16 protein-coding genes are annotated in these 12,051 nt (G+C 68.1%); 6 read left to right on the top strand and 10 right to left on the bottom strand.

Annotation, left to right across the window (positions count from 1 at the left end; translation table 11 throughout):
- Positions 1 to 12 precede the first annotated feature (12 nt).
- Positions 13 to 630: a DUF6668 family protein gene (locus tag EV653_RS27470; RefSeq protein WP_134106533.1), complete on the bottom strand. Its 618-nt coding sequence runs from the start codon at positions 628 to 630 to the stop codon at positions 13 to 15.
- A gap of 248 nt (positions 631 to 878) precedes the next feature.
- On the opposite strand from EV653_RS27470, the gene EV653_RS27465 reads away from it, so the two are divergent.
- Together EV653_RS27465 and EV653_RS27460 are read left to right on the top strand one after the other, a co-directional pair.
- Positions 879 to 2,306: a hypothetical protein gene (locus EV653_RS27465; protein ID WP_134106532.1), complete on the top strand. Its 1,428-nt coding sequence runs from the start codon at positions 879 to 881 to the stop codon at positions 2,304 to 2,306.
- A complete protein-coding gene (locus EV653_RS27460) occupies positions 2,303 to 2,743 on the top strand; it encodes a hypothetical protein (RefSeq protein WP_134106531.1) in 441 nt (146 codons plus the stop codon). Before EV653_RS27465 ends, EV653_RS27460 begins: the two co-directional genes overlap by 4 nt.
- Before the next feature lie 163 nt (positions 2,744 to 2,906).
- Here EV653_RS27460 and rplI read toward each other — a convergent pair whose 3' ends face one another.
- The 5 genes from rplI to EV653_RS27435 all read right to left on the bottom strand — a co-directional run bounded on the left by rplI (position 2,907) and on the right by EV653_RS27435 (position 5,963).
- Positions 2,907 to 3,353, bottom strand: coding sequence for a 50S ribosomal protein L9 (rplI, locus tag EV653_RS27455; RefSeq protein WP_134106530.1), 447 nt, complete (start codon positions 3,351 to 3,353; stop codon positions 2,907 to 2,909).
- Positions 3,354 to 3,367: 14 nt separating this feature from the next.
- Positions 3,368 to 3,601, bottom strand: a complete 234-nt coding sequence (rpsR, locus tag EV653_RS27450; RefSeq protein WP_012924539.1) for a 30S ribosomal protein S18 — start codon at positions 3,599 to 3,601, stop codon at positions 3,368 to 3,370.
- A gap of 72 nt (positions 3,602 to 3,673) precedes the next feature.
- Positions 3,674 to 4,264, bottom strand: coding sequence for a single-stranded DNA-binding protein (locus EV653_RS27445; protein ID WP_134106529.1), 591 nt, complete (start codon positions 4,262 to 4,264; stop codon positions 3,674 to 3,676).
- 92 nt (positions 4,265 to 4,356) lie between these two features.
- Positions 4,357 to 4,647, bottom strand: coding sequence for a 30S ribosomal protein S6 (gene rpsF / locus EV653_RS27440; RefSeq protein WP_130386399.1), 291 nt, complete (start codon positions 4,645 to 4,647; stop codon positions 4,357 to 4,359).
- Positions 4,648 to 4,844: 197 nt separating this feature from the next.
- The gene (locus EV653_RS27435) at positions 4,845 to 5,963 is read right to left on the bottom strand and encodes an MFS transporter (RefSeq protein ID WP_134106528.1); all 1,119 of its coding nucleotides are present in this window, start codon (positions 5,961 to 5,963) and stop codon (positions 4,845 to 4,847) included.
- Between the two features lie 94 nt (positions 5,964 to 6,057).
- On the opposite strand from EV653_RS27435, the gene EV653_RS27430 reads away from it, so the two are divergent.
- Both EV653_RS27430 and EV653_RS27425 read left to right on the top strand, forming a co-directional pair.
- Positions 6,058 to 6,558, top strand: coding sequence for an Lrp/AsnC family transcriptional regulator (locus tag EV653_RS27430; RefSeq protein WP_134106527.1), 501 nt, complete (start codon positions 6,058 to 6,060; stop codon positions 6,556 to 6,558).
- 30 nt (positions 6,559 to 6,588) lie between these two features.
- Positions 6,589 to 7,392, top strand: a complete 804-nt coding sequence (locus EV653_RS27425) for a deoxyribonuclease IV (RefSeq protein WP_134106526.1) — start codon at positions 6,589 to 6,591, stop codon at positions 7,390 to 7,392.
- Here EV653_RS27425 and EV653_RS27420 read toward each other — a convergent pair.
- Positions 7,385 to 7,927, bottom strand: a complete 543-nt coding sequence (locus EV653_RS27420) for a hypothetical protein (RefSeq protein ID WP_134106525.1) — start codon at positions 7,925 to 7,927, stop codon at positions 7,385 to 7,387. The two genes, EV653_RS27425 and EV653_RS27420, sit on opposite strands and share 8 nt — an antisense overlap.
- Before the next feature lie 28 nt (positions 7,928 to 7,955).
- Between EV653_RS27420 and EV653_RS27415 the strand changes: the two genes are divergently transcribed.
- Positions 7,956 to 8,489, top strand: coding sequence for an NUDIX domain-containing protein (locus tag EV653_RS27415; protein WP_134106524.1), 534 nt, complete (start codon positions 7,956 to 7,958; stop codon positions 8,487 to 8,489).
- Here the strand turns inward: EV653_RS27415 and EV653_RS27410 are convergent.
- Genes EV653_RS27410 through EV653_RS27400 form a run of 3 tightly spaced genes read right to left on the bottom strand, consistent with a single transcriptional unit; the run spans position 8,458 to position 10,980 of the window.
- Positions 8,458 to 9,666: an MFS transporter gene (locus tag EV653_RS27410; protein WP_134106523.1), complete on the bottom strand. Its 1,209-nt coding sequence runs from the start codon at positions 9,664 to 9,666 to the stop codon at positions 8,458 to 8,460. The genes EV653_RS27415 and EV653_RS27410 overlap by 32 nt on opposite strands.
- Positions 9,667 to 9,697: 31 nt before the next feature.
- The gene (locus tag EV653_RS27405) at positions 9,698 to 10,417 is read right to left on the bottom strand and encodes an SDR family NAD(P)-dependent oxidoreductase (protein ID WP_134106522.1); all 720 of its coding nucleotides are present in this window, start codon (positions 10,415 to 10,417) and stop codon (positions 9,698 to 9,700) included.
- The gene (locus EV653_RS27400) at positions 10,414 to 10,980 is read right to left on the bottom strand and encodes a TetR/AcrR family transcriptional regulator (RefSeq protein WP_134106521.1); all 567 of its coding nucleotides are present in this window, start codon (positions 10,978 to 10,980) and stop codon (positions 10,414 to 10,416) included. The genes EV653_RS27405 and EV653_RS27400 overlap by 4 nt, the downstream gene beginning before the upstream one ends.
- A gap of 118 nt (positions 10,981 to 11,098) precedes the next feature.
- On the opposite strand from EV653_RS27400, the gene EV653_RS27395 reads away from it, so the two are divergent.
- Complete coding sequence (locus tag EV653_RS27395; protein ID WP_134106520.1) at positions 11,099 to 12,019, top strand: SDR family NAD(P)-dependent oxidoreductase; 921 nt, start codon at positions 11,099 to 11,101, stop codon at positions 12,017 to 12,019.
- Positions 12,020 to 12,051 lie beyond the last annotated feature (32 nt).

Raw genomic sequence — 12,051 nt, 5'->3', positions numbered from 1 at the left:
TGTGAATACCTTTCAGTACGGGGCGGGGTAGTCCGCTGGGTTTGACGCGCGAAGAGCGTAGATGGATTCAAGGACTTCGAAGACCTCGTCCGGGGTGTTGTCAGGCGTGGGAGCCTCCCCTCTGCGCCACTCCTCGATCCAGGGGATGTCCCAGACCCTCGGAACACCTCCGCCGACGATGTCGGCGAAGTCGTCGAGCACGCGGGGCAGCCGGCCCGGTGCGTCCGCGATCAGCACCAGGCCGAGCACAGCCACTCCCTGGACGACACCCGAGGCCCACTCGATCGCGGCTCGTTGCGCGGCACGCAGACCGGACCCGTGGGTGCGCGCGACCAGGATCACCGGGGTCGGCACCGGCGGCGGCGGGATCGGCCAACGGTGGTTGGCGGCCCGGGTCCCCGGCAGCAGCAGAGACATCGTGGACTCGCCGGCGCCGCCGTGCACACCGACCCACCACAACGTGTCTGCCACCGGGATCGCGAACTTGGGCAGGCGCTGATCCTCCGCGGGCGCCGGCACGCCGTGCTGCGGGGCGGACGGCCCCCGAGGGGTAAGGTCCGGCTGGGTCGGGACCGGCGACGGCGGTTGCGGACCCGGAGACTGATCTCGTGTCCACGGGTTCTGCGTCATGGCCCCTCCTCTCGCGGTGCGTCACAGGCTGTCGCCCACAGTATTCTCTCGCTTTCCGGGTGTACTTTCGTGACCCATCCACAGGCGAGGATGTTTCTACCCCCTTGTCGGGGTCAGTCGAGCCGCCGGGCTCGTGTGGTTTCTGCCTGCCCGGAATCCCTGGCATGCCTCGTGCGGGGGACATGCTAGAACGAGGACGTCGGAGTCGGATGAGCGAGGGAGATCTGTGGCGGGAATGAGAGGACATCGTGGCTGAGAAGATCCCCTCCTGGCCGAAGGTCACGATTCGGCTGTACGACGACCACAACGCCGAGGTGAAGATCGCCGGCCGGAGCCACCCGGTCAATCACCACGATCCGCGACAGGCCGCGATCCAGCTCGTCAGCGAGCGGGCCGCCCAGCTCGGCCGCGCGGTGAAGGCAACCGCGGTCGAATCCGACGGCGCCTCCTGGCCGCTCATCATCCACCCGGACGGACAGGTCGAGGCGATCGAGGCCGACTCCGGCCGGGGCCGCAACGGCGGCCAGAAGCCGATCTGGCCGATCATCGTCGCGATGGTCGTGGGCTGCGTCCTGGTCATCGGCACGATCCTGTTCGTCGCCGTGATCAAACCCAACCTGCACAAGAAGCCGACCGTCACCGCGTCCCCGCTGCTGCCGTCCCTCCCGGCGCCCCAGGTCACCCCGGACGAGTTCCCCCCGGGGAACGTGCCGCCTGGCTTCACGACCCACGCGGGCTGGACGGTCAACATCGCCGAGAACACCTCGCCCGCGATCAAGCCGGACGGCACCGAGGTCGCCATCCTGACCGCCGACGGGAAGGTCGCGGTTTTCGATGCCAACGGCAAGGTGTTGTGGCAGGACGAGGTGCCGAACGACGCGGAGAGCCCGGTCTACACGACCATCGACGGCAAGCTGGTCCTGGCAGTCGCCACGCAGGACACCTTGATCTATTGGGCCGGCGGCGGCGCGGAGCCGAAGAAGATCGGGCTCCCCGACGGGGCCAAGGTGCAATTCTTCGGCAAGTCGCCGCTGATTACGCTGAGCGGGACCGGCGGCGCGATGGTGATGTCGGGCGGCGAGCTCAAGGCCGTGCCGAACCAGCCGCGACTGTCGACGATCCTGCTCGCCGAAGGTGATCGCGCGCTGATGTCGCAGTACCACGGCCCGCTGTTCTGGAGTGCGCCGGACAAGCCGCTGCAAAAGGTCATCCCGCAGAAGCCTGGCGGCGCGATCACCGACAAACCCCAGCAGGTGCTCGCCGCGAGTCCGGACTACGCACTGGCGATCTGGCAGACCAAGGATCCCGAGAAGGTGATCCCGACTGTGCACTCCACCGCGAGCGGCAAGGTCGTCGCGGTCTGCCAGCCGGCGTCGGCAACGGATGTCCAGTCCTGGGACTGGGTGCCCGACCCGAACCGCCGGATGGCCGCGTGGGGTGAATGCCTGATCAACCTGGCCACCCCTGGGACCGTGAGGATCCAGGACTTCCATCCATTGTCGATCACCAGCCCGTTCATCTACGGCACGATCGGCAGCAAGCTGTACGCCGTCACGCCGGGCAAGCCGCAGCACCTGCTGGACCCGGCTCCGGTCCGCCCATGGGGCATCGCAGGCAACCACGCGATCATCGTCTTCGCCTCGGTCCTCTACGCGCTGAACCCGGTCCCCCGATGAACGAACCACGGCGCCGGGCAGCGCTGACGACCGCAGCGCTGCGCCGGGCGGTGCACACCGCGACACGGCGCCGGGCGGTGCTGGTGAGCGCGACACGGCGCCGGGTGATGTTGGTGAGCGCGGCGCTGCGCCATGCGGTGCTGATGAGCGCAACGCTGCGCCGTGTGGTGCTGAGCGCAACGCTGCGCCGGGCTGTGCTGACGCTGGCGGCGGTCGGCGTACTGCTGCTGCCGTCCGCCCAGGCGCTTGCCGATGACAACGAACCGGTACCTACCGAGTGGCCGACGGTTGCCCTGCCCGACGACAACGACGGCGAGGCGGCGCAGCCGGCACCGGTCGAGTGGCCCGCGGTGACGAAGTCGGACGACACCAGCGACAGCTCGTCCGAACCCGCTCCGGTCGAGTGGCCAACCGTCCAGGAACAGCCCGGCGGCTGAACAACTACTCAGCAGGCTCGACCTGGTCGAGCCGGCCGATCTGGTTGAGCCGGCCGATCTGGTTGAGCTGGTTGAGCTGGTTGAGCTGGTTGGGCACAAAACCCAACTAAGACGAAAGGCCCGCGTTCCCTTTCGGGGCGCGGGCCTTCGTGTGGTGCTGTGGTCAGCTGGCGGCGACCTCGAGGCGGACCGTGGCGGCCACCTCCGGGTGCAGCTGGACCGCGACCTGGTGCTTGCCGGTCGTCTTGATCGGCGAGGCGATCGCGATCGCGCGCTTCTCGACCAGCGGGCCGCCGGCGGACTTGATCGCCGTGGCGATGTCGGCCGGGGTGACCGAGCCGAACAGGCGGCCGGTGTCGCCGGCCTTGACGGCCAGGGTCACGTTGAGCTGCTCGAGCTGGTTCTTGACCTCGCTCGCGTGCTCCTTGCCCTGGATCGCCCGGGCGTCACGCGCCCGCTTGATCGTCTGGATCTGCTTCTCGGCACCGCGGGTCCAGCCGATGGCCAGGCCGCGCGGGACCAGGTAGTTACGGCCGTAGCCGTCCTTCACCTCGACGATGTCGCCGGGAGCCCCGAGGCCCTCGACCTCCTGAGACAGGATGAGCTTCATGGTCCGCGCCTCCCTCAGCGAGCGGTGCTCGTGTACGGCAGCAGGGCCACCTCACGAGCGTTCTTGATAGCGGTTGCGACATCGCGCTGGTGCTGCACGCAGTTCCCGGTCACCCGGCGGGCGCGGATCTTGCCGCGGTCCGAGATGAACTTGCGCAGCAGCGCGGTGTCCTTGTAATCGACGTACGTCGCCTTGTCCTTGCAGAAGCCGCAGACCTTCTTCTTCGGCTTCCGAATGATCTTGGCCATTGTGGTGCTCTCTTCCTATTTCCAGAGCCCGGCACGAGTGCCGGAATGGTCCCTAACGGGTTTGCGGGCCGATCAGAACGGGGGCTCCTCCATCGAGCCGCCGCCCTGGCTGGCCCAGGGGTCGTTCTGCGGGGCGGACTGACCGCCACCACCTTGCGGGGTTGCCCAGGGGTCGTTCTGCTGGCCGCCACCCTGACCGCCGCCGTAGCCGCCGCCCTGGTTGCCACCTCCCTGGTTGCCGCCGCCACCGAACTGCTGGCCGCCACCACCGCCACCACCGAAACCGCCACCGTCGGAACGCGAGGTCTTGGAGATCTTCAGCGTCGCGTAACGCATGCTGGCGCCGATCTCCTCGACGTCACACTCGAAGACGGTGCGCTTGTTCCCGTCGCGGTCGTCGTAGCTGCGCGCCTTGAGGCGGCCGGTGACGACGACCCGGGAACCGCGGGTCAGGGACTCGGCAACATTCTCGGCAACCTGACGCCACACCGCGCACGAGATGAAGAGGGTTTCCCCGTCCTTCCACTCGTTCGATTGCCGGTCCAGCGTCCGCGGAGTGCACGCGACGGTGAAATTCGCCACCGCGGCGCCCGAGGGCGTGAAACGCAGTTCCGGATCACCCGTCAGATTTCCGATCAGGGTGATAGGTGGTTCGCCTGCCATTGCCGTTCCTCCTGCTATCGGGTGTGGCTGTGTCTACAGCTATTGGTACCGGCCGGTGCCGACAGTACCGATGGCTGCTGACGACCCCAGGTTCAGTGCTGGTCCGGCCGGATGACCTTGGTGCGCAGGATCGACTCGTTCAGCGTCAGCTGACGGTCGAGCTCCTTCACCACCGCCGGCTCGGCGGTCAGGTCGACGACGGCATAGATGCCTTCGGACTTCTTCTTCACGTCATAGGCAAGCTTGCGACGACCCCAGATGTCGAGCTTCTCGACCGTGCCACCTTCCTTGCGGACGATGTTCAGGTACTGGTCGATGGACGGCTCCACGGTGCGCTCATCGAGCTCCGGGTCGAGGATCACCATGACTTCATAACGACGCATGCGCGAACTCCACCTCCTTCGGACTTGGCGGCCACGGTCTCTCCGTGGCAGGAGGGCGATGCGATTGTGCTCCACGCCGACAATTGCCGTCGACGCCAAGCAATGAGCCCGGTCGAGGACCGGGCCACATCCAAGAGAATACCAGCGTCCGGACGGCCTCTTGACCATATCCACAGGCCTGTTGTGATGACTCTGTGTCACTGGGATACGACGATCCGCTCACCGCGACGGAGCACCAGCACGAGCAACGGTACGGCGAGAATCACCGAGATCACCGCAAGCACGGGGAAGCCGCCGAGCGTGAACAGCCACGGCGAGGTGGCGGTGGCGAGCGCGGAGACGGTCCAGATCGACGACTCCACGCGGCTCTCGAGCTCGGCTGATCCCAACTGGGCGCTGCCGCCGAGGTAACAGAGGTTCCACGCGTAGCCAAGTAAGAACAGTGCCGGTGTGAAGACCAGTCCGGTCCGCGTGACCAGTACTGCGGCCGCTAGCAACCCGGCCAGCCCGGCCAGCGTGACTACGCGAGGCCCGAAGCGGTCGATGCACCAGCCGGTGAGTGGGGAAAGGGCGAACATCCCCAGGGTGTGGACAGACAGCATCACGCCCAGCAGCCCGAGTCCGTCGTGATGCAGGTGCGTGTGGACGGGGACTGCCGTCATCACCGACACCATCACCAGCTGCCCCACGACCATGACGCCGGCCGCCAGTAGTACTGAGCGACCGCCGGCCACTCGACGGACCTGCGTCACTTCGGTCGACTTCGTACGCCGGATGTAGGTCGAAGCGACCAGTGCGGAGAAGACAGCAGCCAGGGCGAGGAGAAACGGGCCTGCGATCGCCGGGAGGCCGAATCCCGACGCGAACGACTGAGAAGGCGCCATGAGGAACGGTCCGCCCGCAGCGCCGATTGTGCTGGCCCAGATAACCGTGCTCATCGCCCGGGAACGCCGGGAAGGCGGTGCGGCATCGGCGGCGGCGTACCGGGACAGGAGGCTTGCGGCGTTGCCCACGCCGAGCAGGAACATGCCGACGAAGAGGAGTGCGATCGGTGCGCCCACGGCGGCCAGAACAGTGGACGCTCCCCCGGCGACGCCCACGCCGTACCCGGTCCGGAGGGCGTGGGCGCGCCCGAGGCGGGCTGTCCAGCGGCCGACTGCCATGGCTCCGGCAGCCGTGCCGAGGACACCTGCGGTGTTGGGGAGGCCGGCCAGTGCCGGACCGAGGTCGTCGGCGATCAGGATGGCGCTGACCGCACTGGCAGCGACCATCGCGGCGTTCATGAGGGCGGCGGCGACAACGACCGGGATCAGCATGCCTACCACGCTAGAAAGGCGATCCGCCGCGCTGAATGCTCGGAAGAAGGCGTCTGGCCTTGTGGAGGAGCGATATCGAAGGTGTTCTGGGGATATGACCTTTCAGGAGCGCGAACTCGACTCCACCGACTGGCAGATCCTGGCCACCCTGCAGTCCGACGGCAGGCTGTCGTTCAACCAGCTCGGCAAGCGGGTCAGCCTCTCCCCTCCCGCCGTCGCCGACCGGGTACGCCGCCTGGAGGACGCAGGCGTGATCAAGGGCTACCGCGCCGAGGTCGACCCGGCCCGCGCCGGTCAGCCGCTGTCGGCGTTCGTCCAGATGCGCTGCACGACCGGCCGGTGTCTGCTGAAGACCACCCGCGCCGAGGACTTCCCCGAAGTACTCGAGATCCACAAGCTCAGCGGCAACTCCTGCTCGATGCTGCGAGTGCGGGTGCGGTCGATGCGGCACTTGGAGGGGCTGTTCGAGCGACTCGGCGAGCACGGTGAGATGAACACCCACATCGTGCTGTCCACCGAGTTCGAGGGCCGGCCGGTCCAGCCGCCCAGCGACGACGAGCGGACGGTGACCCGGTCGGCGGGATGGGGTTCCTGAACTGTCCGTCGGGAGTCCTAGGGTGGGGTCATGACTGTGAAGCTCGGTGCGCATGTGGACCAGGAAGACCCGCTGGCGGAGGCGGCCGACCGGGGCGCCGACCTGGTGCAGTTCTTCCTGGGGAACCCGCAGGACTACAAGGCGCCCAAGCTTGCGTACGCCGATGGCGAGGAGGCGCTGAAGACCCGCGCCGCCGCGGCCGGCGTGGACCTCTACGTGCACGCGCCGTACCGGTTGAACGTCGCGAACACGAACAACCGGATCCGGATCCCGAGCCGGAAGCTGTTGCAGCAGACGCTGGACAAGGCGGCCGAGATCGACGTCAAGGGCGTGATCGTGCACGGCGGTCACGTCGGCGACGAGGACGACCCGGAGGCCGGGTTCGACAACTGGCGCAAGTGCATCGAGCGGGCCGAGCTGCCGGTGCCGCTGCTGATCGAGAACACGGCCGGCGGGGAGAACGCGATGGCCCGGCAGCTGGACCGGATCGCGCGACTCTGGGAGGCCGTGCAGGCGTCGGGCAACGACCGGCTCGAGAACGTCGGGTTCTGCCTGGACACGTGTCACTTCCACGCCGCCGGTGAGGAGCTGCCGACGATCGTCGAGAAGGTGAAGGCGATCACGGGGCGGATCGACCTGGTCCACGCCAACGGGTCACGTGACGAGTTCGGCTCCGGCGCGGACCGGCACAGCAACTTCGAGGAGGGTCATATCGACCCGGCCGACATCGTCGCGGTCGTGCAGGCGGCCGGCGCACCGGTCGTCGTCGAGACCCCGAACGCGAACAACGGGCAGAAGGCCGACCTGGACTACCTGCGGGCACACCTCAAGTAGTCGGCGTCTTCGTCCGGTCCAGGCCGTACATCCAGTAGGTCAGGGCCCACGGGAGGACCAGCGCGAGCGCGGCCGTGTTGCTCGACGGTATGAGAAGCCCACAGATCACGGCGATCACCATGACCAAGGTGCTCAGCTGGAACACGTCGAAGGGGCCGACCAGGCGCGTCCGCAGGGTGAGCTTCCCGCGCGCGCAGGCGACGTACGCGGCGATCAGCGTGAGCAGGCAGAGGAAGGCCACCACCGCACCGAGCCACGCCAGCCCGCTGTAGGTCTTGTAGGTCTGGAGCATCCCCGAGAGCAGGAAGACACCGGTCAGGACGGTCAGCCAGGAGCAGGACCACAGGAAACGGATGATCGTCCGCTGCTGCTTGGCTTCGGCACTCTCCTCGACCTCCGCCTCCGGCCCGCTGTCGGCCGCAGACTCCGAACCCGTCTCGGCCGCGGACTCCGAACCGGTCTCGGCCTCGGCTGCCGGGGCCGGCTCGGTGTCGGGGCCCGGCTTGGACTCGGGCTCGGGGTCGGGGTGCGCCATGTGTGCGACGGTAGCGCAGAATGAGGCTATGCAGGCCTGGCCAGAGCAGTTCCCCGAGCTGTTCGCACCCGGTTACTGGGAGTGGGGCGACCTCGATGTCCGGTTCACCGTCGAGGAACCGCCGGACGAACTGATCAGCAACGTCCACGTCGTCTGCCGGACCACCGGCGGAATCGTTGTCTGCGGCAACGACATCGGTTGGCGGTTCCTGCCCGGCGGCACCCGCGAGCCCGGCGAGACGATCGAGGAGCTCGTCCGCCGCGAGCTGATCGAGGAGGCCGGCGCCCGGCTGACGGGTCCGTTGACCTGGCTCGGAGCCCACCGCGCCGACCACCGCCGGCCTGAGCCGTACCGTCCGCACCTGCCGCACCCGGTCTCGTACTGGGCGAACTTCGTCGCCGACGTCGTCATCGAGCAGGAGCCGACCAACCCCGACGACGGCGAGCAGGTCACCGAGGTGCTGGTGCTGCCGCCGGACGAGGCGGCCGACTACCTCGACGGCCAACCAGGTGGCGTGATGGGCCCGATCGTCAGGCTGGCTCAGGCAAGACAGCTGGTTTAGCGACCCGCCAGGGCAGCAGTACGGCGCTCAGCGTGCAACTGATTCCCGCAACCCACAGCGCGCCCCGCATGCCGATGAGCGTCGCGAGCACTCCACCGAGCGCGATGAACGCCGGCTGCACGCACCGCGAGCTGATCGACCACGCCCCCACCACGCGCGACATGTATCCGTCCTCGGTCTGCTCCATCCGGTACGTCGCGAAGGACGGGTTGAACGCGCCCGCGCCGACGAGCAGGGCCGTCTCCGCCACGGTCAGCAGCACGAACCCGCCCATCCCGTGCGGCGCCAGCGGGAACAGCAGCAGCCACGGCGCCCGCAGTACGCCGAACACCAGCAGCATCCAGTGCAGTCCGTACCGCCGGGTGAGTCGCGGTGCCATCCGCGCGCCGATCACACCGCCGATGCAAGAGACGCCGAGCATCACCCCGTAGCTCCACGCCGCAAGCCCGAGGTCGCGCAGCATGAAGACGGCCAGCAGCGGCGATGTCATCATCACCGGCCCGCCGAAGAGCTGCGAGTTCCAGAACAACGCCCGCAGTCCGCGATGCCGCAGGATGTACCGCCAGCCCGCGGTGATGTCCGCCTTCCCCTCGCGCTTGACCGGCTCCGGTTCGGGCTGCTGGATCCGCCGGATCCCGATCGCCGACCCGAGGAACGACACGGCATCAACCGCCAGCGTGATGGTCGCGCCGACCAGGCTGACCAGACCGCCTCCGATCACAGGGCCGGCACTCAGCGAAAGCCAGTTCGTCTGCTCGAAGCGGCTGTTTGCCTCGGCGCGGCCCGCCGCCGGGACCAGCGCCTTCAGATGCGCACCGCTCGCCGCCTGGAACGCGATCGTCCCGGCCGCCTGCAGAACGCCCGCCACACACAGCTGCGCGAACGTCAGTACGCCGAACGCCGCCGCGACCGGCACCGAGACGAGAGCAACGAACCGGGCGAGGTCCGCAGCGATCATCACCGGCCGCTTCCGGCGCTGCTCGATGAAATCGCCCATCGGCAAGGCGATCGCGGCGCCGGCCAAGGCCGACAACGCCGCGAGCATCGAAACCTGGAACGTGGTCGAGTCCAGGACAAGCACCGCGACCAACGGCAACGCGCCGAGCCCCACCGCCGATCCGAACGCGCTGACCGTGAACGCAACCCACAACCGACGGAAGTCCCGACCCAAAGACATCCCGCGATCGTAGAAGCGGCCACCGACAGAATCAGCGCAGGTTCAGGCCGCCGTCGAGGACGATGACTTCACCGGTCAGATAGGTGTTGTGGATAACTGCGGAAATCAGGTCCGCAACGTCCGAAGGCTGCGCGGCGCGGCGCATCGGGCTCGCGGTTTTCCACAGATCTTGTGCTTCGGTCCACGACTCGGTGAGCGGTGTGTCGACGAGACCGGGCGCGACTGCATTGACGCGAACCTCTGGCCCGAGAGCAGCGGCCAGCAGCTTGGTCACATGATTCAGCGCAGCCTTCGAGGCGGCGTATGCGATCGAGCTGCCCTTCGGACGTACGCCGGCGTGGCTGGTCACGTTGACGATGGACCCGCCGGATTCACGCAGGGCCGGGAGGGCCGCCGTACACAACAACCAGGGCGCGATCAGGTTCACGTCGAGCAATCGACGCCAGTCGTCCGCGGTCAGGCCGTCGAGGGAGGCGTGCGGGACGGGCCAGCTGATGCCGGCGTTGTTCACGAGTACGTCGAGACGTCCGTGCTCGCTCAACACATCCGGCACCAACGCCTGCGCCGCTGCGTCGTCGGACAGATCGGCCGGGTGGTACGAACCGCCCAGCTCGGCGGCCAGCGACTTGCCGGCCTCGTAGCTGGAGCGCGAGTGCACCGCGACAGTCATCCCGTCCGCAGCCAATCGCCGTACCGTCGCCGCTCCGATGCCGGACGCAGACCCGGTGACCAGCGCTACCTTCCGCGTCACACGCCGTACCGCATGCCGTCGATAAGCAGATTGAGGAGGCGGTCGGCCTGCTCGCGCCGGTCGGAGGCTGCCAGTCCCACTCCGGTGAGGCTGATCAGTACGTCGTCAGCGGTGATGTCGGAGCGCAGATCGCCGGCGGCTGCACCGGCCTCGAGGATCGGCGTGATCGCGCCGACGAGCAGGTCGCGGCTGTGCGCGTACGGGTCCGCGCCGGAGGCGATCACCGCCCGCAGCGCGTCGGCCATCCCGAGCTTGCGGGCCATGTAGTCGATGAAGCGATCCATCCATGCCCGCAGCGCCTCAGCCGGCGGGAGCTTCGCGAGCAGCTCCACAGCGGCATCGCAGACCGCCGCGAGCTCACTGCGGTACGCCGCCTCGATCAACGCCTCGCGCGTCGGGAAGTGCCGGTACAGGGTGCCGATGCCGACGCCGGCGTCCTTCGCGATGCCCTCGAGCGTCGCCTCCAGCCCGCATTTCGAGAACGAACGCGCCGCGGCGTCGAGGATCTGGGCGCGATTGCGCTGGGCGTCCGCACGCAGCGGACGCTCACCGGTAGCACTCATGTCCCTCCCCTCGGGCGTCAAACCTAGCGGACCTTGATAACCGGAGGTACCTCCGCTTAACTGGAATTACCGGAGGCTCCTCCGGTTAAGCCTAGCTCGCAGAACAGGACTGTCACTGATGAGCAGATTCACCACCCCCTTCGGATATGCCTCGACAGCGGCCGAGGTGATCTCCGGCGTCGACCTGAGCGGCCGCCGCGCGGTCGTTACCGGCGGCGCGTCCGGAATCGGCGTCGAAACCGTCCGCGCGCTCGCCGGCGCGGGCGCCGAGGTGACGCTGGCCGTTCGCAACACCGCGGCCGGCGAACGCGTCGCCGCGGGGATCATCGAGAGCACCGGCAACAACCACGTGTTCGTCGCTCCGATCGAGCTCGCCGACCCGATGTCGGTGCGCGCCTTCGCCGACAGCTGGACCGGCCCGCTGCACATCCTGGTCAACAACGCCGGCGTGATGGCCGAGCCGCTGAACCGGACTCCGCAGGGCTGGGAGCACCAGTTCGCCACCAACCACCTCGGGCACTTCGGCCTCGCCCTCGGCCTGTACGACGCACTCGCCGCGGCCGGCGACGCCCGCGTCGTCTCGGTCAGCTCGAGCGCGCACCAGCGCTCCGACGTACAGCTTGACGATCTTCACTTCGAGCACCGGCCGTACGAACCGTGGGCGGCGTACGGGCAGTCGAAGACCGCCAACATCCTGTTCGCGGTCGAGGCAGCCAAGCGCTGGGCAGCCGACGGCATCGTCGCCAACGCGCTGATGCCCGGCGGGATCCGGACCGCGCTTCAGCGACACGTCCCTGAAGACACGCTGAGGCAGTGGGACCAGTACCGCTGGAAGACTGTCGAGCAAGGGGCCGCGACGTCAGTACTACTGGCCGCTTCACCGCTCGTGGAGGGCGTGACAGGCAGGTACTTCGAGGACAACAACGAGGCGCTGCCGAACGTCGAGGGCGAGAACACGGGCGTCGCGCCGTACGCGCTCGATCCGGAGTCGGCCACTCGCTTGTGGGACCTGTCCGAGAAGCTGCTCGCACAGGTTTGATCAGAAACCGGCTCAGCTGGGGTTGCAGCAGC

Origin of the sequence: Kribbella pratensis, assembly GCF_004365355.1 — a bacterium.
Taxonomy (GTDB): domain Bacteria; phylum Actinomycetota; class Actinomycetes; order Propionibacteriales; family Kribbellaceae; genus Kribbella.
This window is presented reverse-complemented; position numbering and strand designations above follow the sequence as displayed.